Below are 22,955 nucleotides of genomic sequence, written 5' to 3'. Positions count from 1 at the left end.
TTTTAACCCTACTTTCTAATTCGCGAATCCATAAGTGTCTGCAAAAAATTCCAAGCTACAGTGTCTCGTTTCGCGTGAAATACCACTTTCTTTTAAACCAGGAAAATCTAAATGAAGGTCCTGGAATACAGTATGGTTATTGATAAATACAGCACCGGCTTCTAATTGATCAGCAAACGCAATCGCTTTCTTTTCATTTTCTGTCCAAACAGACGCACGTAAACCAAAATGGCTATCGTTTGCAAGCTTTAATGCTTCTTCATTTGTCTTAAATGAGAGAATCGGAATTACTGGTCCAAATTGTTCCGCTTGAACAATTTCGCTATTTTGATTAACACCAGTAATAATAGTAGGTTCAATAAAGTATCCATCATTCCAACCTTCTGGATCAATTTTGATTCCACCTGTAAGGACTTCTGCCCCTCCATCTTTCGCTCTCGAAATTAACCCTTTCACATATTCATATTGTGATTGATTATTTAACGGTCCCATCTCTACATCTGGTTGAATCCCACTACCAATCCGAATATATTGGAACTTTTTCCTTAATTTTTCCACAAGCTCTTCATAACGAGATTCATGCACATATACCCTTTTAACTGCTGAGCATACTTGACCAGCTGCTCGTAAGATACCAAATCTTAACTTAGTTATTAATTCATCATCGAGTTTCGCATCTTCCAAGATGATGGCTGCATCATTCCCGCCTAATTCCATGAAGATGTTTTTCACATTGCTAGCTGACGCTTTCATAATTTCTTTACCCGTTTCCGTACTACCAACAAAGGCAACTGTTCGTACACTAGAATCTTTGCAAAGTGCATCTCCTATTACTGAACCTGACCCTGTTACAACATTCAATACACCATTTGGAAAGTATGAAGCGACTTTTTCTAGAAATGTCATAATTGTTAGCGGACAACTTGTAGCTGGTTTAACGATGACTGTATTACCTGTTAAGATAGCAGGAATAACACGCTTAAATGTTAAAATCATCGGTGAATTCCATGGAGAGATTACCGCAGTTACCCCTCTCGGCCTTCTACGAATTTGCACTTTTTGTTTTCCATCTAATGACTCTGGTTGCCACCAAGTTAATAATTCATCGGACGCTTCTCTCATAATGTCGACACATCGAAGTAAATCTTTCTTTGCTTCAACTAATATTTTACCATTTTCCCTTACGAGTAAATTCACATTCTCTTCAACGATTTTTTCAATCGCTCCTGCTGCTACCTTCATTTTTTCTGCGCGTTCGTGAATATCTGATTGAGACCAAGATTCGAATGCCGTCACTGCTGATGTTATCGCTTTATCTACATGCTCCTTTGTACAAAGGGCAACTTCTCCAACTACTTCTTGCGTATTTGCTGGATTAATGACTTCTTTTTTATTTTCCGCTTCCAACCATTTACCATCAATTAAAAATTTTCCTGAAACTTTAGGATATGTTGAAATCATTATGCTTCCTCCTTTACTCAGATGTTTACTTATAACTTCTTCGGTTTAAACGCATCAGCAGCACCAGGAGGTCCCTCAAAGGGTTTAGCCATTGGCCCTACAGCTTCCATATCTACAACGATGATTGTCGGATTAACACTTTTTGCCGCTTTATTTATTTCTACGGCAAATTCATCACTTGAATGAATTCGTACCGCATCAAATCCCATAGACTCTCCCAATTGCACAAAATCAGGACTTAGTAGATCAACAGCTACTTGACGACCGTATGCATTTTTTTGGATATTACGAAGAACGCCATAACCACCATCATCAAATAAGATAACAATAAGTGGGAGAGCCTCCTCAGCAGCAGTCGGCATTTCACCAACATTCACCATAAAGCCCCCATCACCAGCCATTAATACCACTTTGCGATCCTTTGCAGCCATTTGAGCACCAATCGCTGTCGGTAACCCTTGACCTATTCCACCACCGGAAGCATGAATAGATGTTCTCGGTTCAAGAATCTCGAACAATCTGCTGCCCCATACATTAGCTTGTACTGTCACATCTCGTACGAGCACTGTATCTTTCGGTAATGCTGCTCTCATTTCGTCCATTATTTGTTCATATGGACCTAAAGTTGCTCGTAAATTTGCTCGTAATTTTTCTCGTAGTTGCTTTACTTCAGCCTTATACGATGGTTTATCTTGAACATCTTTTGTCTGTAATTGCGTGACAAAGTGATTTAAAATATCCTTCGCGTCTCCAACAAGTCCATAACTACAAGGGTAATTTCGATTTATTCCTTGCCAATCGGCATCAATTGCAATATGATTATTCGGCACTTCAACCTTCCAATTTGACGTTTCATTTCCTCTAAATCTCACACCGACACTAATTAACAAATCCGCATTCTTGAGCATTTCTTTCGTGTCTGGATAGGCAGCAAAATGACCAATACATTGAGGATGATCTTCAGGGATGCTTCCTTTTCCGGATTGGCTCGTAATAACAGCAGCTCCTAGCTGATTAGCCAATCTTGTTAACTCTTGGGATGCATTTGCTGAAATGACACCTCCACCAGCCCAAATCACAGGACGTTTCGCTTTAGCAACCAATGAGAGAATATCTTCAGGAATATATGTATTTGAGTTAACTTCCGGAGTTTTTACCGACCAGTCTTGTAAATGCAGGTCAGGAATAATCGCAGATTGATAATCAATGGGGATTTCTAACGAAACAGGACCAGCCGGCGCAGTTTGAGCAGTTACAACAGCCTGCCTTACCACTGCTTTTGCTTGATGTGGCACTCTTAAGCGCATCGCTTGTTTAGAACATCCTTCTAACATTGATAATTGATCTTTACATTCATGAATATAGCCACGGCCAGTACCTAAATAGGGGGATGCTACTTCACCAGTTAGATGCAGAAGTGGTACACCTGCTGCCCAAGCCTCAACAAGTGCGCCTGCTGCATTACCTGCGCCTGTTCCTGTACTTGTAATGACAACACCTAACTCTCCTGTAACACGTGCGTAGCCATCGGCCATATTTACCGCGCCACTTTCACCACGTGCACATACAAGATGGATGCTTCCTTCTCGTAAAATGGCATCATAAATCGGCATATTATGTATACTTACAATTCCAAATGCTGTCGTAACGCCCGCTTTAACAAGCTCTTGAACAATCGCATCAGCAACCGTAAAGTTCATCTCCGAGTTATCTGTTACACCCGCTGTCTCCATTTGCTTTGTTTCTGTCATAGTATCTTCCTACCTTTTTTGTGTATTTATAACGCCTTTCCTAATGCACCTGCTGTTTCAATAGTTGAGCCAGCGACATAGCTTGCATGTTTGGATGCTAAAAATAAAATCACACTAGCTACTTCTTCTGCTTCTCCAACACGACCAAGTGGTATATTTCTTTTCTTCGCTAAGTCTGCATAATAACTTTCTGGATCCATATCGGGTGCATTTTTCTTCCTTCTTCTCTCCCATTGATCCGTTCTAATTAAGCCAAGACTTACAGAATTCACAAGAATATTATCACTCGCCAGTTCTTGCGATAATGTTTTACTTAAATTAAGTAATCCTGCTCTTGTCGCAGCTGTTGCAATCATATGCCTTTCTGGTTCTTTCGCGAGCGTAGCATTTATATTTACTATTCGGCCGCCGCCACGCTTAACTAAGTAGGGATGAACAGCTTTTACAGCGTGGATGATAGCAAAATACTTTAATTGAATTTGTTGTTCCCATTGATCATCAGTAACATCAAAGAAATGTCCCATTACACTTTGCCCTGCTGCATTGACTAAAATATCAATACCTGAAAATTTTTCTGCCACACCTTTGACAAAACGCTGTACATCTTCTTTATTCGTTACATCACATGTTTCGGCAAAAATGCTATCAGCAGATGCTAAATCATTTAAATATTTCTCTGCCGTATTTTTTCTTGTTTCATCTCTACCACAAATAGCAACTTTAGCACCTTCAGCTAGGAACATCTCAGCCGTTTTCAATCCAACACCTGAAGTCCCCCCCATAATAATTGCTACTTTATTATTTAATCCTAAATCCATTACACTCTTCCTTTCTTAAGTCAGCCATTAAATCAAAGATTGTAATTTTGCCCAGCCTGGATCTGGTTTTCCCCCCATTGCTGCACGTGCTTCTTTGGATGGTGGCCCAGCAATCCCCCATTGATCCATTAAGTGTGGTACACGTTTCCATACTCTTGCTTTCCATTCTGCTTCATCCTCAATCGTTTCAAGATAACAAGTGTATTCCATAACAAAATTACCTGGGTCTTTGAAATAGCAAAAGATATTATCTCCTGGTCCGTGTCTACCTGGTCCCCATAGTTCATTCAATCCAGCTTTCCGCACATTAGCAATGCCACGCATGACCTCATCTACTGTATCAACTTCGTAAGCAATATGATTGACAGATGCATGACCCTCTTGATTAAAAGCAATGGAGTGATGTTTTCGATTACAACGTAAGAACACCATTTTATCTTCACTCCAGTCTGTCACTTTAAAGCCAAGAATATCTGTATAAAATTCTGTAATCATTTGTAAATCAGCGGTATTCATTACTACATGATTAAGTTTGACTGGATCTACATTTTTTTGATTCCAAATAGATGTATGAATTTCAACCCACGTCGATAATTCAATTACACGATTTTCTGGATCAGCAAAGCGGAGACCATAACCTTTACCTTCCTCATCTAAATAGCCCGGTGCTTGCACAATCGGTACGCCTTTTTCTTGTAAATATTCTGCAGCACGGTCAACTGCATGCTTATCCACCATGCCAAATGCGATATGATGAAGAGCACTTCTATCTCCACTGTGCAAGCTAAGAATATGATTCTCAGGTCCTGCTCCTCTGAAATAAACCGTTTGTTCATCCTCAGCCGTTTTGTCTAATCCCCAAACTTTTTCATAAAAGGCTGCTTGTTCTTCAATGTTCGGAGTAATAAGACTGATATGTCTTAAATGGGTAATACCAATCATCTTGAAACCTCCTCTATAAATAAAGCGAAAGTTCGTGGTAAATGTTTCGCTCGTTACAAATTATTGGTGAATATAGAATGTTAATAAAAATCGGTAAGGATAGACCATATGAGATTGGTCTTCCTTACCTCACTTAATTATTTATCTGCAATAATTGCTTCTCTTTCTTTCGCTCTTTGAAGACGAAGTTCTTCTAATTCGCTCCCTTTAACGTAAGTTGGCAAATTCGGTTTAACTGCACCAAGCATAACCAACATTAATGCTTCTTCGTCACCATCATTATGAATCCCACGATATACGCCAGGTGGGGAACTGATACAATCACGCTCGTTTAAACGAATTTCATGAACCTCATCACTATCTACTTCTTGAATCAACGCTTTTACACTTCCTTTAATAATGAAGAAAACTTCTTCAACATCATCATGTAAATGCAATGGTCCAATACAACCTGCAGGTAATACCATTGTGCTTAATGTAAAGTGCTCAGCTGCAATAACATTAGAATCAGCATTTGCAGTGGCTCCACGACCAATATATCTCATTTGTGCTCTTTTAAATCTTGGGTCAATTTCTTCTTGGAATTTAAGAACATTCCAATCTAATGAACGATCCTGTAATCTTGCTACATGCTTCTTTTCAAATTCTTTAACATCAAATGCCATTTTCAAAAACACTCCTTTATGTTTTATATTAGAAACACTGTTTCTCTTATAAATCAATTTTAAAATCTGTTAACAAAAAAGTCAACAAATTTTGAGAAAATTTTAAAAAGATAAATAGTTGGAATGAAACGATTAACCTACTATTGACTGGTTATTATGAACAACCCTTAACTCAGTTGATTCCCGCTTAAGAGTAAATAAATAAGCAACAAAACCTAAAGTGGAGGCAAAAATTAACACAATGATTGATGTCCCAAAGTCTCCGTTTGATAAATCTCGTAAATATCCCATAATATAACTGGCGAAACCACCCATAATATTAGTAAACCCCATCATACCTGCTGCTCTACCAGCGGTTTCAGGTGTAGAGAATTTCACAATAAATAAATTACTTAGATGGAAGACGCCACCTTGTGTACCCATAGCTAATCCCATGCAAATACCTGCAACTATCGCGTTAGGCGACATAATGCCACCACATAAAAAGATTGTTGTTAATGCAAATAAAATGGTCGCCATCAGGCTTGGGCGGTTTGTCTTATCTGATAAGTAACCACAAATAAGGACAAATCCTAAGGCAAATAACCAAGATAAGGATGTAATACTACTCATTGCTTCCCTAGAAAAACTCTTCGCTTCGATTAAATAAGTAGGTAACCATATACTAATACCAAAAAATAAGAAGGAAGACATCAGCATTCCAAACCATACAATCCAGTACCTATAGTCTTGAGCAAAATTTTTCGATCCATCTTTTTTATCAATCGGGTTTTTCTCACGTATATAGGCAAGCTCCTCATGTGTAATCCCTTTATGCTCTTCTGGTATATCTCTTGTAAGAAAATAAAAAAGTGGCAGTACAAGCAATAAATTAAAAGCAGCGAGTAGGAAAAATGCAGCTTGCCAATGGAGACTAGCAATGATAGCGGTTAGCATTAATGCACCAACAGCCGGCCCTAAATAGTTACCAGATAACCATGATGCTTGTGCTTTTCCTAATTCTTTATAATGGAACCAGTTAGCAATGAATTTTCCACATACAGGAATCATCATTCCCTCACCAAACCCAAGAACGATTCTTGACAAGATAAACATCTCATATGTAGTCGACAAGCCAGCGGTAATCATCGTAATGGTCCAAACAACCAAACCTAACATTGCTGTTTTTCTGGCACCTAGTTTATCAATAATTACACCCCAAAATAGGTTTGAAACCGCATAAGCAATTGTGAATATAAAAGTGATGAAACCAATCTTGGCATTTTCACCAGCAATCCCTAAGTCACTAAGAAAATCAGCATCTGTTTGAATAATAGAAATACCAAGCTTGTCAATTTGGCCAAAAAACCAAAAGAAGAATATCGGTACAGCAATATATAACCATCTTTTCTTTCCTGTTAACATTCTTTACCCTCCTATCATATGTGGAAAAAATCACTAATTAACAAAAATCACCTCCATATAAATTTCGATCCATTCAAAACTTTGTTTTTTATACAAAACAAAGTTTATATAATCTTAAAATTTTTAAAAAATTTTGTCAATACAGATTGTTATAAATTAAAACTATTTTCACTATACTTATAATGAAAATTGAACATCCCAACTGATTTCACTTATTTTAATAGTGAATACGTATTATTTTAAAGAAGCCCAAAAAGATTCGAAATTTTAGTCACTTTATCAGGTGATTTCATATATTTTTTAGAATCTATTTAATTTAATGATCTTTTTTATTGTGAACTATTTATAAAAAGTGAGTCCCTGCCAATTAAAGGAACGACAAATGAAGAGGTTGATGATGAGAAGTAATATATTAATCTAGTAGATTAATTTGTAGAGTTATTACTATGAGAGCAACACTAGGGGAAAGATTGTACATATATAAAAAACAATTACTCTTTCATACCTAAAGAAGGATAAACTGGAAAGAAGTAAGTTTCATGTGAAAGAAAAAGGTAAATCCAATAAAAAAACCCGAATCAATTAGATTCGGGTACAACAATTGTTAATGAGTAGTTCGTGTCTTCTAGTGAATCAATTTCCAATAAGTCCGGATAATTGTTTGGATATATCAAGGATTTTCGGTAAAGCAACTTTTTCGATAAAATCATTCTGATATGTGACATCAGTGGCGACAATATTAATGGCTGCTACTACTTTTCCACTACGATCATATATTGGCGCCGCTACAGATTGAATTCCTTGATGGAATTCACCTAAAGAAATTGCATAACCGTTTTTCCTGATTGTTTCTAATTCTTCAAAGAACCCAGGTAAATCAGTTTGCGTTTTTTCTGTATACGGTTTTAAGTTAGATCCATACACTGTCTCACGTAGCTTCCCTTCTGGTTGCATAGCTAATAAAAGCTTGCCATTAGCTGTTGCATGTGCAGGCAATCTTAAACCGATATTTACATTTATGGCAGATACCCCGCGAACAGGTGCACTACCTATGTATACGACTTCATAATCATCTAATATCGATAAATGACATGACGCTCCAGTTGTATCACGGAGTGTATCCAAATAAGGCTGAATGATTTCAGGTAAGTTTAAACTATTCAAATAAGCAAACCCAAGCTCAAGCACTTTTGGTGTTAAGCTATAGCGCTTTGTATGTTCATCTTGATGTAAGTAACCTAACGTTTGCAATGTATAAAGTAAACGGTATGGTACTGTACGACTTACATTTAGTTCCTTCGCAATTTCAGCTAGAGACATCGTTGGACGTCCACCGTTGAATAATTTCAAGATTTCTAATCCTCTGACTAATGAATTGGCATTATATCTCTCTTTTTCACCGTTAGCCACTCCATCACCCCACTTTCCCAGTAAATGCTATATTACTATTTTAACAAAAAATCGATGAAAAAGATATTAAGAATCATTTTCATTTATATATTTACAGGATTTTGCAGAAATGTCCGAACGGCTTCATTAAAAGATGCTGGGTCCTCTTGATAGCAAAGATGGCCTGTATTAGGAATGATCACCAACTGTGATTCGGCAATCGCATGATGAAATATTTTTGCCTCTTCAACAGGAGTTGCCTTATCAAATTCACCACATAATATTAAAGTTGGCGTTGTTATGCTCCCATAAATGTCCGTGTGATCCAAGGAATATAATGAGTTAGCAACCGAAATATATCCTTTCGGTCGAACTTGCGCCATAATTCTTTCTGCTTCTTTCACAACCTCCAGATTTGCCTCTGGCGCTAACAATTCTCTTACTCTTTGTCTTGCTAGTTCTTCTCCTGTTAGATTTGTCACATTATAAACTCTTCTAGTTAACTTTTTCCTGTTCTCTTCTTCACTATTCCCAGCAGCCCCTCGTGTTGGATCAGCAATAATAAGTAATTCAACTCGATCTTTGAATCGATAGGTAAAATCTATAGCAATAGCAGAACCCATTGAATGACCAAGTAAGTAAAATTTTTGTAATTCTAGGGCATCGACAAATTGCTTTAGTATATCAGCAAATTGCCGGAAACTTGTAAACTCTTCCTCCGGATCACTACTTTGACCATAACCTGGTGCATCCCAAACGAATACTTGAAAGTCTTTTGATAAATCATCCAATTGTTTTGTCCACGACTGAGAATTATTACCTAACCCGTGTAAAATAATAAGCGGCTTTCCCTCACCTTTCACTCTGTAATGAATCTTCATTTCTTTACTTACTCTTATGGTAGGCATTTTACTCCTCCTCTTTATTATGTTTCTATAACAAAACATTGTTTTAATTTTAAATAGATACCCATCATTTGTCAATCATTATTCTAAATTTTTAGATATTTCACTATTGTTATGTACTACTCTTACTTTTTTTTATGAGTAATCTTTATCAAACTAGGGTATGAATTTAATAATAAACTAGGAGGTGGAGAACATGCCCTGGCATACGACAGATTATCCAGATTCATTCAAAAACTTAGAAACAGCGATGAAGAAAAAAGCCATTGAAATAGCTAACAGTCTTATTCGTGATGGCTATAATGAAAGTCGTGCTATCCCAATTGCCATTGAACAAAGTAAAAAATGGTATAGCGATGCAACAACGAAAGAACGAAACCAAATGATTCAAGCAACTGACAGTGAGTTACAACCCGAAGGAAAAGGGGATAAAGAAAAGAGTAAACGAGTTCAAGAAGGACAACATGTACTACCACACGATGATGGTTGGGCAATTACAACTGATCATGGAAAAAAACCATCTGAGATCCTTCCTACGAAGGCAGAAGCAGTCAAAAGAGCAAAGGAAATCGCTCAAAATAAAAAAACACATCTTGTAATATATAAAAAAGATGGAACCATTGACGAGAAACATTCTTATGATATAGAAGAGTAACAATATATTACTGCCTATTCAAGCACAAACACAAACAAGCCGAATAAGGTTTCGGCTTGTTTGCATGCTCTTATACTTATTTTCTATCCTTAAGAACTTAGGAAAGAGGTTATCCTTTTTTTATCTTGTTTAACACATTGTTAAACCGCCATTAACAGAAAGTGTTTGCCCGGTAATATAATCCGCTTCCTTCGAAGCAAAAAAAGCGACAGCACCAGCAATATCCTCTGGTTGGGCTAATTTTCGGAATGGAATGGCTTTCTCTAGTGCAGCAGCAATCCCTTTATTATAAGATCCTATCTCCTGGAAAAGTGGCGTATCGGCTGGACCTGGCGCAATGCAGTTCACATTAATCTGATATCTGGCCATTTCTCTTGCAATCGTCTTTGTAAATGCAATTACACCACCTTTAGCAGCAGAGTAAACTCCTTCTCCACTTGAACCTACTCTCCCAGAATCTGAAGCAATGTTGACTACCTTTCCTTTCCCATTTTCTATCATTAATGGCAGGATCATTTTACATGTGTGTACTTGACCCATTAAATTAATGTCTATTACCTTTCTCCAAGTATCGGGTTCACTTTGTAAAAATGGTTCAATTTTATCCCATCCCGCATTATTTACAAGTAAATCAATACTCCCATACTTCTGCTGCACTTCCTTTACTGATCGTTCTACACTTTCTAAACTCGTAACATCACAATGTACAGCAAACCCCTCTCCACCTATTTCTTTCACAAGTTCAATAGTTTCTTTCGCATTATTTATATTGATATCACTGGCAACCACTTGATAATTATTTGCAACAGCTAAACAAATTGCTCTTCCCATCCCCCTACCGCCACCGGTAATATAGGCTATTTTACTCATTATTCAAACACTCCTTTTTACTTAAGTTACATTCAATTCTTTAGTAACGATTCTCTTAATTTAAACTTCTGGATTTTCCCACTTGCTGTTCGTGGAAATTCCTCTAGAAGGACAAAATGTTCGGGCCAATATTGTTTCGCTACCCCTTTTTCCAGTAAAAACTGTTGTAACATAGCTAAAGTAAGCGTAGTAGCCCCTTGTTTCAATTGAATAAATGCGCATGCTTTTTCTTGCAATCGTTCATCTGGCATTGCCACAACCTGCACATCATTGATCAACTCATACTCATATAGGACATTTTCAATATAAGATACGGGGATATTTTCCCCACCTCGAATAATAATATCTTTGTTTCTACCAGTAATTCTTAAATAACCATCCTCATCCAACACGCCTCTATCACCAGTAATAAACCAATCTCGATCGAATTCAGACTGCGTTTTCTCTATTTGTTTATAATAACCGCGAAATAAAGCCGGTCCACGGCAATAAATATTACCTTCTTCTCCCGCCTGGCAAGTCTCCCCTTCTTGATTGACAACCTTTACTTCCATGCCAGTGAAAGCAACACCATCTGTTTCCGTCAATTTTTGAATGGAATCAGTTCTCTTTGTTAAGGTAACTAACCCATTTTCTGTTTGCCCCCAACCGGCCAATATTTTGAATGATACAACCTTTTCTGCTTGCTTGACTAAGTTTCTCGGAATAGGGGCGCCTAAAGCAATAAAATACTTCAAACTACTAATATCTGCTGTGCTTTTTTTAGCCGCTACGATTGTGTCTTTTAGAAAAGGTGTAGCTCCAGCCGTAAAAGTCACTTTCTCTGTTTCTATAAGCTTTAAGAATGAATCTGGATTCCAAGTATCTTGGTAGACGGCTGTACCACCATATTGTGTTGGTAACCTTACACCGTATGCAAACCCAGTTTGATGGGCAAAGGTTGAAGCCATAAATAACACATCTTCATTCGTTAATTGCAAATGATCAATCCAATAATGGGAAGTAATACATAAAGTATTATGAGTATGCATGACACCTTTAGGAAGACCTGTTGTACCTGATGTAAAGATAATCTCAGTCACTTCATTAGGATCTATTTCTATATTTAGCTCATCTCTACGCTTTTGAAGTATGTCTATAGAAGTGACTATTGATGCAAACGATTTCATTTTTTCCGGTATTGGTAACGAATTTCCTACAACAACAATATTCTCAAGTTCCGGCCATTCGTTTAGACATTTTCCTACCATTTCAATATAATCATGGCCTCTAAAACAATCTGGAATAATTAATAATTTAGCCCCTGCCTCTTTAACCATATAAGTAAGTTCTCTTTCTCGGTAAATAGGTACAAGAGGGTTCGTAATCGCCCCAATTTTTGAAGCAGCATAATGTAGAATAACAAACTCATTCCAATTCGGAAGCTGAATAGAAATGACATCGCCTTTTTTTATACCTAAGTCCAATAAACCTAGTGCGACGCGATCGACCATTGAACCTAACATTTTGTATGTGTATCGACTTTTACTATCGATAATCGCTGTTTTATTTGGTGTACGTGTGATTGCTTCATCTAAGTAATCAATCATCGTTTTATTGAGCCATTGTGAAGAATATGATGTTAATCCATCTAATTGTTCCACAATAAACACTCCTTCATCTTTCATTTAACTTCTAAACGTAGAAAAATCTACTGGGCGTTTTTCTAGGAAAGCATTTTTTCCTTCCGCTGATTCATTAGATTGATAGAATAATGCTAAATTTGCCATTGACAACTGCGTAATCCCTTGGATATTTGCACTATCTGCATTGAAGGACAGTTTCAACATTTTAATTGCTGTTGGACTTTTTTGCAGTATTTTTTGTGCCCAGTCTTCTGACGCCTGCTGTAATTCATGTAATGGTACAACTTTATTCACTAGTCCCATTTCTTTACATTCATCAGCGCTATATTGTTCACATAAGTACCAAATTTCTCTTGCTCTCTTCTCACCAACGATTCTTGCTAAATAGGCAGATCCATATCCTGCATCAAAGCTCCCAACCTTTGGCCCTGATTGCCCAAACTTTGCGGTATCAGCAGCAATTGTTAAATCACAAACTACATGTAATACGTGGCCCCCACCGATTGCATAGCCATTAACAGCAGCAATAACTGGCTTAGGGATGTTTCTTATCGTTTGATGGAGATTCTCTATTTCAAGGCCAATTCCATTTCCTAGACCACCTTTACCATCATAACCACTTTCTCCATCTTTTTGTTTTTGATCGCCACCTGTACAGAATGCTTTTTCTCCTGTACCTGTTAAAATCACCACACCAACAGTGTTATCATCCCAAGCTTCACGAAAACACCAAATTAATTCTTTAATCGTTTGTGCTCGAAAGGCATTATAAACTTCTGGTCGGTTAATAGTTATTTTCGCTACGCCATTTTTCTTTTCTAGTATCGTATCTATTAATTCCATTAGTGATTCTCCTTTTCTTCTGATTTGAATTTATATTTTTTGATAAGATCGGAATTCTTTCCCTATAAGGTGTTTGGCGATTACCATTTGGTTTGCTTGGGCTGTTCCATCACCAATCTCTAATCCAATGACATCTCTTAATCGTTGTTCAAATGGCATTTCTTTTGTATAAGCATAGTGCCCATTTAAAAGGAGGCATTCATGAATCGCTTCACTACTATATTTAGGTGCAAGCCACTTAACAGATGCTGCTTCCTTCGTATGTTGTAAACCTTCATCACGCAACCACAGTCCTCGATAAGCTTGCCATTTAACGAGCTCCAGTTGAGTATAATGGTGTACTATCGGAAAAGAGACTGCTTGATTCACAGCTAATGGTTTGCCGAAAGAATGTCTTGTTTTCACATGTTCTATTGTTTCATCCAAACTTTGTGTGGCTGTACCTATACATTGAAGTCCTATTAAAAGTCGGCTTAAATCAAAGCCATTCATCACTTGAGAGAAGCCTTCATTTAGATTACCAATCAAGTATTGCTCAGGAATCATGACATCAGTTAAATAAACGGAGCCTCTACCTATTGGGATATTTCCCATATCTTCATAACCTCTACAGTCTACTCCTGGTAAATCACTAGGTACAAGAAAAGCGGATATTCCTCTATTTCCGGCAGTTGGGTCGGTTTTAGCAAAAAGAATAAATGCATCCGCCACTGTTGCCACACTAATCCCCGATTTCTCACCATTTAGAATGAAATGATCGCCTTTTCTAATAGCTGTTGATTGTATTCCCCCTGCATCGGTACCTGCTTGTGGCTCAGTAATTGCAATCCCAACAATCGATTTTCCCTGTGCAATTTTCGGAAGCCACTCTGATTTAATAGCATTATTTGCATGAATGGAGAGAATTTCTCCTATTAAAGCATTTAACATTACTGAATAAGTTAAATTAAAATCACCTTTGCCTATTTCTTCAGCAGCAATACCTGTCGTGATACAATCTGCCGCGCTTCCACCATATTTTTCTGGAATACGCAGACCTGTTACACCTAACTCCCCTAGCTCCTCCCATAAATGTCTCGGCGTCTTTTTTTCTCTGTCCCACTTTGTATATTGAGGTAATAATACCTCTTTAGAATATTGTCTTAAAATTTTTCGAAAGTCCTCTTGCTCTTCAGTAAATGAAAATTGTAACATCATCCATCCTCCTCTCAGTTACTATTAAGCAAGAACCATGCCAAATTAGTTTATTTGTTTGAAGCTGTTTATTCAGTTTCATTCTTCTTACTATTGCGAATTTATCTCACTTTTGCGAAATATATTTGCAAAAGTGAGTCATTATACAGTAGATGAACGAGTGTTATCAACAAAAAAAACGTAAACAAATTGGCTCTCTGCCAAAATCTGCTTACGTTTTCTACTTACTTAGGTTTTGATTTGATATTTAGCCATTTTTCTATATAAACTAGCTAAATGAATATTTAATTTTACAGCAGCCATCGTTTTATCTCCATCCGATTTTTCTAAAGCCTCAACAATAGCTTTTTTTTCTGTTTCTTTCACGATCTCTTCTAAGGTTTTTGAAGTATTATTGCTTGGTAAACACTGGGTTTGACTAGTCTGAGTCGCTATTCTTTTCACCATAGCATTGTCGCCTAACTCTTCTCCTAAAGAAAGTGTTACACCTCTTTCTACCACAGCTTTTAATTCTCTTATATTACCAGGCCATTCATGCTCCATTAAGCATTTTAGCAAATGTGGATGAATCTGATTTACGTTTTTATTTAGTTGTTGATTATATTTATCTAAAAAATAGTGAACAAGCGGTAATATATCTTCTTTTCTGTCTCTTAATGGGGGGATAGGCAGATCAAATACGAATAAACGATAATATAGATCTTGTCTGAATTCCCCTGCCGAGACGAGCTCAAATAGATCTCTATTCGTGGCGGCTATTATCCGAATATCCACTCGCTTTTTTCCTATGGAACCAAGCCTCTCAACTTCCCTCTCCTGCAATACCCTCAATAGCTTTCCTTGTGCAGCTTTAGGCAATTCAGAAATTTCGTCAAGGAACAATGTGCCATTCTGTGCTAGCTCAATTTTTCCTGGCTTGCCTGTTTTTTTCGCTCCACTAAATGCGCCTTCTTCATAACCAAATACTTCAGATTCAAATAATTCTGATGGAATGGCCGCACAATTGACTGCAATAAAAGGGCCTTTTCTCCTTGGACTGGCATGATGAATCGCTTGAGCGAATAATTCTTTACCAGTACCACTTTCACCGGTAATTAAAACTGTGGATGAACTAACAGCTATACGAGCAGCTAGTTCTTTCACTTCTAATAACTTTTGACTTTCACCGATAATATGCGCAAATTCATAATTAGCTGTATGTGTCTTAGGTGTATATTGCTCTTTTTCTTGTAATAAAGAAAGAAACTGTCTTAAAACAGGGAGAGAAATTTCATCTGCTTTTAAAAAAATAGTTAAACGATAATGACCATTTTCTTTATTAACTTTGACGATACAGAGAACCGATAAGATCGTTAGACAGTGAAGTTTGCCAATCAGATAAGGAAAATTACTAACTTCTATCAACTGACCTTTCAATTCTTGTATTGTAATCGCAAACCGTTGGGTAAATATAGGGTTAGCAGTAACCATTCTTCCGTGCTCAGTTACGATTAATATAGGATTTTGATGAGATTGTTCCATCAATGTAATGTCCTTCATCTTATTCAACCTCTAGGCCCGAGTAATTGTACCACGAGCTGACCTCTAATGACTTCATGATTATCTTCGTTTATGCATGATACCTTCATCGTCAACCAATGACGTTCGTTATGACAGTCTAGCAAATCTAACTTAGCTGTAATAATTTCGTCACGGTAGACAGGGTCATAAAATAACAGTTCTTTTTGAAGGAGCACACATGGACAACCTGGTAATTTTTCACTAACTACTTGATGGATCAGTCCTTCAATTAACAATGCGGGTACGATTGCTTTATGAAAAGGTTCATCCCATTTCTTATTGTGTAATTGGTAAACAGGGCTATAATCATTTGTTAGTTGCTGACAGCTCAAAATTTCTTCTTCTGTAAATTTTCTTGCTATGGCTGCACTGTCTCCGATCTTAAAACGAATGGTATCCATATCACTCTTCTCCTTTTTTACACGATGATAGGAAAAAGGGGTCTGCATGAAAGCAGCCCCCCTCCTTATTTCATAGATAAAACCATTTCATATTGTGTGTGCACATCTTTTAAAGCAGCTAATATCGCTTGACCCGCTTTGCCTTTATAATGATCTTTTACTCTCTGTATCAAAGGTTCTAAACCATCATTTAAACTATATCCTCTTAATAACTGGCGAATAAATTCTCTTCCATGCTCTGTTGCTAACGTGCATGATGCATCAATGATTACACCATACTTTTGATCCAATTCTAATGTAATTGTAATAGAATCATATAGGTTCCTTGCCGCCATTCCTTGAGGAAGCTTAGCGTGTCCTGCTAGAAAAAATGTATTCATGATAGTTGCTCTCCTTATCTTTGTTGAATTGCCACCTCTTCTTCTTCAAAGGGCCAAGATGGCAGTGGGTTACGCAATGGCTTATCTTCACGATAGCCTAGTGCATATTCACCTTGCATAACGGTATGAATTTCTCTCGTTCCTTCGTAAATAACCGGAGCTTTTGAATTTCTCAAGTATCTTTCTACGGGGTATTCATCTGAATAACCATAAGCACCATGGACTTGTACCGCATCATTTGCCGCCTCAAACGCAGCATCACACGCAATCCATTTGGCTAAGGACGTTTCTTTTGTATTTCTCTTACCAGCATTTTTCAGCGATCCAGCTTTGAAAACAAGTAGGCGTGAAATTTCTAGGTTAGCAGTCATCTTAGCAATCATTTGTTGAACAAGTTGATGCTTTCCTATCTCTTTACCAAATGTTTTTCTTTCATGACAATATTTCACACTTGCTTCTAAACTAGCAGCGATTAAGCCTACTGCACCAGCAGCTACTGTGAATCGACCATTATCTAAAGCTGACATGGCGATTTTGAAGCCTTCCCCTTCCTCACCTAAACGGTTGGCTACTGGTACTTTTACATCAGATAAGAACACTTCTCCAGTATTACCCGCTCGTATACCTAACTTTCCTTTAATGGCCTTTGTTTCTACTCCTGCAAATGTTCTCTCAACGATAAAAGCTGTGATACCTTTATGAGCTGCATCATGATCTGTTTTAGCAAATACAAGAAAGTGATCAGCAACATCACAAAGTGAAATCCAAGTCTTTGATCCGTTTAAAATATAATAATCACCATCTTTTTTCGCTGTCGAATTCATTGCTGCTACATCTGATCCAGCATTCGGTTCAGTAAGACCAAAAGCACCTATTTTTACACCTTTTGCTTGAGGAACTAAATATTTTTGCTTTTGTTCTTCAGTTCCCCATTGCAATAAGGTCATACTATTTAATCCAGTATGAACAGACACTGCTGTTCTATATGCTGTATCTCCTCTTTCTAATTCCTCAGATACAATTGCTAGGGTGTTATAATCCATCCCCGCCCCGCCGTATTGCTCAGGAATACATACACCCATTAATTGAAGTTCTGACAGCCTTTCTAAAATACGAGGTTCAAAATGTTGTTTACGATCCCACTCTTGAATATTTGGCATAATTTCATTGTCAACGAACCGTCTCACTAATTTTTTTACACTTTCTTGTTCTTCTGTTAATTCGAAATTCATCATCATAATTCCTCCTATATCACTTGATTTTTTTTCATTTCTTTTATTTCAGCTCTGGTATATCCCACTCTCTGTAATATTTCGGCTGTCTGTTCCCCATAAAGCGGCGGATGATGTCTTACTTTGACCGGAGATTTTGACAGCTTTAATGGAGAACCTGTTAATTTCAACGACGGTATATGAGGATGATTGCCCTCTATCACCATCTCTCTTGCCAGAACTTGTGGATCATTAAACATTTCGCTAATTGTATGAATTGGACCGTTTGGAATCGCATGTTCATCAAATAAACGCTTCCAATTTTGTTTTGAATTTTTTAACAACTCTCGTTGAAGAATTGGTATTAGCGAACTACGATTTTCAACGCGACTACGATTGGTGGCATACCGTTTATCGTTTATCAACTCAGCTAATTCTAAAATATTACAGAAACGGGCAAATTGTTGATCGTTGCCAACAGCAATGACCATTTCTCCATCAGCCACCGTAAATACTTGATATGGGGCTATATTTGGATGGCGATTACCTAACCGCTTAGGTTCTGTTTGACCGACCAAATAATTACTCGCTACATTAACTAAAGCCGATATTTGACAATCTAATAATGCTATATCAATCTCTTGACCTTCTCCAGTGTGCTGACGGTGTTGTAATGCACTTAATATTCCAATACAAGTATATAATCCTGTAATCACATCAGAAATGGCAACACCAACTTTCATTGGTGAGCCAGCTTCCTCTCCGGTAATATTCATTAAACCACTCATTGCTTGAATGATGTAATCATACCCAGGTAGATCTTTATATGGGCCACTTTGACCAAACCCTGTAATAGAAGCTAAAATAATTTTACTGTTCCATTCATTTAACTGCTCGTATCCAAGTCCCCATTTATCTAATGTACCAGTCTTAAAATTCTGTACTACGATATCAGCGTCTTTTACTAATTGACGAAAAACCTCCTTCCCTTCTTCAGCTTTTAAGTTCAATGTCATACTCTCTTTATTTCTGTTTGCACATAAATAATAAGCGCTTTCACCTTCAACAAAAGGAGGTCCCCAGAATCTTGTTTCATCTCCATTCTGATGATGTTCAATTTTAATGACTTCTGCACCTAAATCACCAAGTATCATCGTACAGAATGGTCCTGCTAACACCCGTGATAGGTCGATAATCTTAACCCCTTCTAATGCAAGCCCCATCTTTTATACACTCCATTTCTACAACAATAAAATAGAGTCAGCAAAATAAACTTTCCTCCGAAAAGTTTACTCTACTGACTCCTATTCACGGCTTGTTTTTCGGCAAGAAAAATCAAGTGAATCATTGTCAATGATTTTCATATTCACAATTCAAAAAGGGAAACCATTTTTGCAGTAAGGTAATTACTGTCATTGGTTTATATATTATATAATAATTAAAATTTTTAAAAAATTCAATAGTTTTTAAAAAAATAACGTGAAATAATAAAAAGAGGAGCACTAATGGCTCCTCTTTTTATTCTCTAATCATATCGTTTGAGTTTGTACTTGATTCAGTGTCAGTAAACAACTTTTTAAAGTCGGCATAATCATAATCTGATCGATTTACAGGAGTGAAATTCTCTGGTTCATAGAATCGAAGTAAATCAGCATTGACGACTTTATCTGAATATGCGAGCTTTTGCTCAACATTTTCATTCATCTCATCGCCTTTTGCAATAACTTCTTCATCTTCTATTAGTTCACCTGTATTTGAATCGTAATATTTTCCACCGATAGCTGTAATTGTTGGACTAACAAAATCTCCATTTCTAAACGGTATTAAATCATCATGTTCTTTTGAGAAAATATCAGTTCCAAAGTGAATATACTCTTTCGAATCGATACCAAGTAAATGTAATAACGTTGGTTTTAAATCAATTTGGCCTGCATATTCATGGTTCGTTCCACCTTCCATCCCTGGGACACGAATGAATAAAGGCACACGTTGTAAACTTGTATCAAGAAAATCATTATACTCTGTATCTAATACTTGTTCCATTGCTTTCTTATGGCTACTTGAAATTCCATAATGGTCACCATACATAACGATAATTGAATTATCATAGAGTCCTGATTCTTTAAGATAATTAAAGAACTCTTCAAGTGCTTCATCCGCATATCTTGCCGTTTGGAAATAATTATCCACAGATGGATCGCCAGTTGTATGTTTATCAATTGTCGCTTCTTCTTCATCTAATGGATACGGATAGTGATGAGTTACGGTAATAAACTTCGAATAGAAAGGTTGTGGTAATTCATCCAAATAAGCTTCTGATTGCTCAAAGAATGGTTTATCCATTAATCCATAGTCAGTTAAGTTATCTGAATTCATATCAAAATAACTTGCATCATAAAAACGGTCATAGCCAAATCCTTTATATATTTCATTCCTGTTCCAGAATGTCCCATTATTTCCATGGAATACTGCAGACGTATAGCCTTTTTCTTTTAAAATGGCTGGTGCTGCATGGAATGTATTCATTCCTTTTGTAGTAAAAGCAGAACCTTGTGGTAACCCGTACAACGAGTTTTCAAGCATAAATTCTGCATCAGCTGTTTTTCCTTGAGCTGTTTGATGGAAGAAGTTATCAAAATAAGTTGTGTTTTCTTCTTCAATTAATGAATTGAGAAATGGTGTAACTTCTTCTCCATGCAATTCATAGTTCATTAAGAAAGTTTGAATGGATTCCAAGTGAAGATATATCACATTCATATCCTTCCCAATACCGAATGTTTCTGGATTTGGTTCAGCATAATTAGATTGCGTAAAGTTCACGACTTCGGTTGTATCATTGCTATCTGCCATAACCCTTTGAGCTGATGCTTTCGTACTTTGTACTGCATCATAAATAGTATAATTGTACATACCGAGATATTTAACAATATAGTTTCTATCAAACCCACGTGTTAATAATTGTGGTCGATCTGCTTCAGCCAGTCCTAGGTTTGCACATGAGATTGCTAACCCTAAAGATAATACGGCAACCATGCGTCTCTTACCATAATCTTTCTTCTCGATCTTAACAAATTTAAATGCTAATAGACCAATTAAGAAAAGGATGTCTATGAAGAATAAGAAATCATATGGGCGTAGTAGAGTGGTTACACTTTTACTAACATCTGCAAAGTTCTGTGTCATTGTTAATGTTGGTAATGTAATAAAATCCGTAAATGAACGATAATATACCACATTCGCATATAACAAGAATGACATTATGCTGTATATCACTAATGTCGCAATATACTTTCGTCTTCCTTTAAAAAATAAAGCTAAACTAAGAAAGATCAACGATGACCCTAAAGGATTTAAAAATAAGAGAAATTGCTGTATTGGGCTGTCAACCCCGAGATTAAATTGAGTTAATTGTGTTATATACGTTTTCATCCAAAGGAAGAATACAGCTAACATAAAGAAGCCAATATATTTATCGAAGAATAAACTTTGACCTTTTTTAGATAAATTATCCATTATTGCACCTACCTTCTAGCACATTATTATAACATGCTTTTAAAAAAATTCTATAAGCAATTGGTAATAAAAACCCTTTTCTTACCAACTACTTTCCTCGTTTGTATTGAACAATAGCATATTATGATTATAGTCGATAATTATGAACGTTCTATGACAATGTAAATTTTTCTTTAAACTTAACGCTATCACGAGTTATAAATATACTCTTTTTTGAGCAAAAGTCAAGAAATAACCTTAAAGTCCTCCATAATCAAGAGCTGCTTAAAATTAAGCAGCCCTTAGATGTATTACCTAACATTTCAGTATTACTGACATACACATTTTGAATTAGCATATGTCATTCTATTTAGAACTGTTCATAGAAAAATGGACTAGCTTCATTAGTATATGATGGCTAACATGAATTATGCTAGCTTCAACTGTTCCTTCAAAAACGTTGCTAGTTGTAACATGCCGTATTTACCTGCAATTGCTTCAGCGTCTGCATTATAATTCGTATTTGTATTGATGTCATACGTATAAATGTTACCATCACCATCTTTTATAAATTCAATCCCTGCTACATCAATTCCTGCATATTCAAGAAATTTCTCATATTTAACCATTTGTTCAGTATCCACTTCTTCAGTAATTTCGAATTTAGGACGTATCTGTGGCTCTTCTCCCACTGGACAAAAAGCATCGCCAATTTGACAAGCATCTGCCGGACATAATTCAAAGCCTTCTGAAGTATCAACATTTACAGCATAATAAAACTTCCCGCCAATGAACTCTGCCCTTGTAATTATCTGATCCTCCGATTTTATATATTGCTGAATAAGAGTAATCCCATCAACAGGTTCTTCGAAGGAATTGCTATTAACATACGTTCTTAAAGAATCGATTGTTTGGAATAACTGCACACCTAAACCTTTTCCTGCACGATTGTGTTTCGTTATAAAAGGAGTGGTTCCTATTTTTTCAGCTGCAGTTATAATATTTTCTTTCCCAACTGCTCCAATTGTTTTTGGTGTTTTAATCCCGCTTTTTTCTAGTAGAGCATATTGTTTCACTTTACTCACCTCTAACGAAAGTGCGTTACTCCCATTTAACACTTGTCTACCGTGACTTTCTAACCATGTAATCACACTTGCTGCTAATTCTGGAGCGAAACGATGCCCTCTCGTGTGAGATGAAGCACTCATGCGATTATAAAACACACCTTCTGGTGGTGTAGAATTTAAATCAATTATTCCCTCATGTAAGTGCCATGTTTCGTAAGGTACTTGTAATTCATCTAATCTTCTTGTCAAATGGTCTGTCCATTCATCATTCTCGTGAATAATATATATCTTTTTCAAAGAAAACACTTCCTTTTAATAAAAA

General features: G+C 36.7%; 20 protein-coding genes. 1 reads left to right on the top strand and 19 read right to left on the bottom strand.

The window, feature by feature from the left end:
• Positions 1 to 15: 15 nt before the first annotated feature.
• The 8 genes from MKX78_RS11060 to MKX78_RS11025 all read right to left on the bottom strand — a co-directional run bounded on the left by MKX78_RS11060 (position 16) and on the right by MKX78_RS11025 (position 9,338).
• Entirely contained in the window at positions 16 to 1,461 is a 1,446-nt protein-coding gene (locus MKX78_RS11060; protein ID WP_307314250.1) for an aldehyde dehydrogenase family protein, read from the bottom strand.
• A gap of 29 nt (positions 1,462 to 1,490) precedes the next feature.
• Complete coding sequence (locus tag MKX78_RS11055; protein ID WP_340974670.1) at positions 1,491 to 3,212, bottom strand: thiamine pyrophosphate-binding protein; 1,722 nt, start codon at positions 3,210 to 3,212, stop codon at positions 1,491 to 1,493.
• A 26-nt stretch (positions 3,213 to 3,238) separates the two neighbouring features.
• Positions 3,239 to 4,030, bottom strand: coding sequence for an SDR family oxidoreductase (locus MKX78_RS11050; protein ID WP_095373455.1), 792 nt, complete (start codon positions 4,028 to 4,030; stop codon positions 3,239 to 3,241).
• Between the two features lie 27 nt (positions 4,031 to 4,057).
• Positions 4,058 to 4,972 (bottom strand): VOC family protein, encoded by a 915-nt coding sequence (locus tag MKX78_RS11045; protein ID WP_307314255.1) that lies wholly within the window; start codon positions 4,970 to 4,972, stop codon positions 4,058 to 4,060.
• Positions 4,973 to 5,109: 137 nt separating this feature from the next.
• Entirely contained in the window at positions 5,110 to 5,637 is a 528-nt protein-coding gene (locus tag MKX78_RS11040) for a cupin domain-containing protein (RefSeq protein ID WP_095373457.1), read from the bottom strand.
• A gap of 132 nt (positions 5,638 to 5,769) precedes the next feature.
• Positions 5,770 to 7,041 (bottom strand): MFS transporter, encoded by a 1,272-nt coding sequence (locus MKX78_RS11035; RefSeq protein WP_095373458.1) that lies wholly within the window; start codon positions 7,039 to 7,041, stop codon positions 5,770 to 5,772.
• Positions 7,042 to 7,674: 633 nt separating this feature from the next.
• Positions 7,675 to 8,451 (bottom strand): IclR family transcriptional regulator, encoded by a 777-nt coding sequence (locus MKX78_RS11030; RefSeq protein ID WP_095373459.1) that lies wholly within the window; start codon positions 8,449 to 8,451, stop codon positions 7,675 to 7,677.
• 83 nt (positions 8,452 to 8,534) lie between these two features.
• Positions 8,535 to 9,338, bottom strand: coding sequence for an alpha/beta fold hydrolase (locus MKX78_RS11025; protein ID WP_095373460.1), 804 nt, complete (start codon positions 9,336 to 9,338; stop codon positions 8,535 to 8,537).
• Between the two features lie 193 nt (positions 9,339 to 9,531).
• Here MKX78_RS11025 and MKX78_RS11020 point away from each other — a divergent pair, with 193 nt between their 5' ends.
• Entirely contained in the window at positions 9,532 to 9,990 is a 459-nt protein-coding gene (locus MKX78_RS11020) for a DUF2188 domain-containing protein (RefSeq protein ID WP_095373461.1), read from the top strand.
• A 129-nt stretch (positions 9,991 to 10,119) separates the two neighbouring features.
• Here MKX78_RS11020 and MKX78_RS11015 read toward each other — a convergent pair whose 3' ends face one another.
• The 11 genes from MKX78_RS11015 to MKX78_RS10965 all read right to left on the bottom strand — a co-directional run bounded on the left by MKX78_RS11015 (position 10,120) and on the right by MKX78_RS10965 (position 22,930).
• On the bottom strand, positions 10,120 to 10,860 hold the full coding sequence (locus MKX78_RS11015) for an SDR family NAD(P)-dependent oxidoreductase (RefSeq protein ID WP_095373462.1): 741 nt from the start codon (positions 10,858 to 10,860) through the stop codon (positions 10,120 to 10,122).
• Between the two features lie 32 nt (positions 10,861 to 10,892).
• Positions 10,893 to 12,503 carry an AMP-binding protein gene (locus MKX78_RS11010; protein ID WP_341050917.1) on the bottom strand — a complete coding sequence of 537 codons (1,611 nt, stop codon included), beginning with the start codon at positions 12,501 to 12,503 and terminating at the stop codon, positions 10,893 to 10,895.
• A gap of 24 nt (positions 12,504 to 12,527) precedes the next feature.
• Positions 12,528 to 13,328 carry a 1,4-dihydroxy-2-naphthoyl-CoA synthase gene (gene menB, locus MKX78_RS11005; protein ID WP_095373464.1) on the bottom strand — a complete coding sequence of 267 codons (801 nt, stop codon included), beginning with the start codon at positions 13,326 to 13,328 and terminating at the stop codon, positions 12,528 to 12,530.
• A 30-nt stretch (positions 13,329 to 13,358) separates the two neighbouring features.
• Positions 13,359 to 14,522, bottom strand: coding sequence for an acyl-CoA dehydrogenase family protein (locus tag MKX78_RS11000; protein ID WP_322909257.1), 1,164 nt, complete (start codon positions 14,520 to 14,522; stop codon positions 13,359 to 13,361).
• A gap of 228 nt (positions 14,523 to 14,750) precedes the next feature.
• Positions 14,751 to 16,061, bottom strand: coding sequence for a sigma-54 interaction domain-containing protein (locus tag MKX78_RS10995; protein WP_341050914.1), 1,311 nt, complete (start codon positions 16,059 to 16,061; stop codon positions 14,751 to 14,753).
• Positions 16,062 to 16,066: 5 nt separating this feature from the next.
• Positions 16,067 to 16,531: a hypothetical protein gene (locus MKX78_RS10990; protein WP_095373467.1), complete on the bottom strand. Its 465-nt coding sequence runs from the start codon at positions 16,529 to 16,531 to the stop codon at positions 16,067 to 16,069.
• 17 nt (positions 16,532 to 16,548) lie between these two features.
• The gene (locus MKX78_RS10985) at positions 16,549 to 16,863 is read right to left on the bottom strand and encodes a DUF3870 domain-containing protein (protein WP_095373468.1); all 315 of its coding nucleotides are present in this window, start codon (positions 16,861 to 16,863) and stop codon (positions 16,549 to 16,551) included.
• 14 nt (positions 16,864 to 16,877) lie between these two features.
• The gene (locus tag MKX78_RS10980; RefSeq protein WP_341052740.1) at positions 16,878 to 18,095 is read right to left on the bottom strand and encodes an acyl-CoA dehydrogenase family protein; all 1,218 of its coding nucleotides are present in this window, start codon (positions 18,093 to 18,095) and stop codon (positions 16,878 to 16,880) included.
• A 14-nt stretch (positions 18,096 to 18,109) separates the two neighbouring features.
• The gene (locus tag MKX78_RS10975) at positions 18,110 to 19,297 is read right to left on the bottom strand and encodes a CaiB/BaiF CoA transferase family protein (RefSeq protein WP_328199186.1); all 1,188 of its coding nucleotides are present in this window, start codon (positions 19,295 to 19,297) and stop codon (positions 18,110 to 18,112) included.
• Positions 19,298 to 19,592: 295 nt separating this feature from the next.
• Positions 19,593 to 21,587, bottom strand: coding sequence for an LTA synthase family protein (locus MKX78_RS10970; RefSeq protein ID WP_095373470.1), 1,995 nt, complete (start codon positions 21,585 to 21,587; stop codon positions 19,593 to 19,595).
• 407 nt (positions 21,588 to 21,994) lie between these two features.
• Complete coding sequence (locus tag MKX78_RS10965; protein ID WP_341050912.1) at positions 21,995 to 22,930, bottom strand: ATP-grasp domain-containing protein; 936 nt, start codon at positions 22,928 to 22,930, stop codon at positions 21,995 to 21,997.
• Positions 22,931 to 22,955 lie beyond the last annotated feature (25 nt).

It is taken from the genome of Cytobacillus sp. FSL R5-0569 (genome assembly GCF_038007265.1).
Taxonomy (GTDB): Bacteria; Bacillota; Bacilli; order Bacillales; family Cytobacillaceae; genus Cytobacillus; species Cytobacillus kochii.
This window is presented reverse-complemented; position numbering and strand designations above follow the sequence as displayed.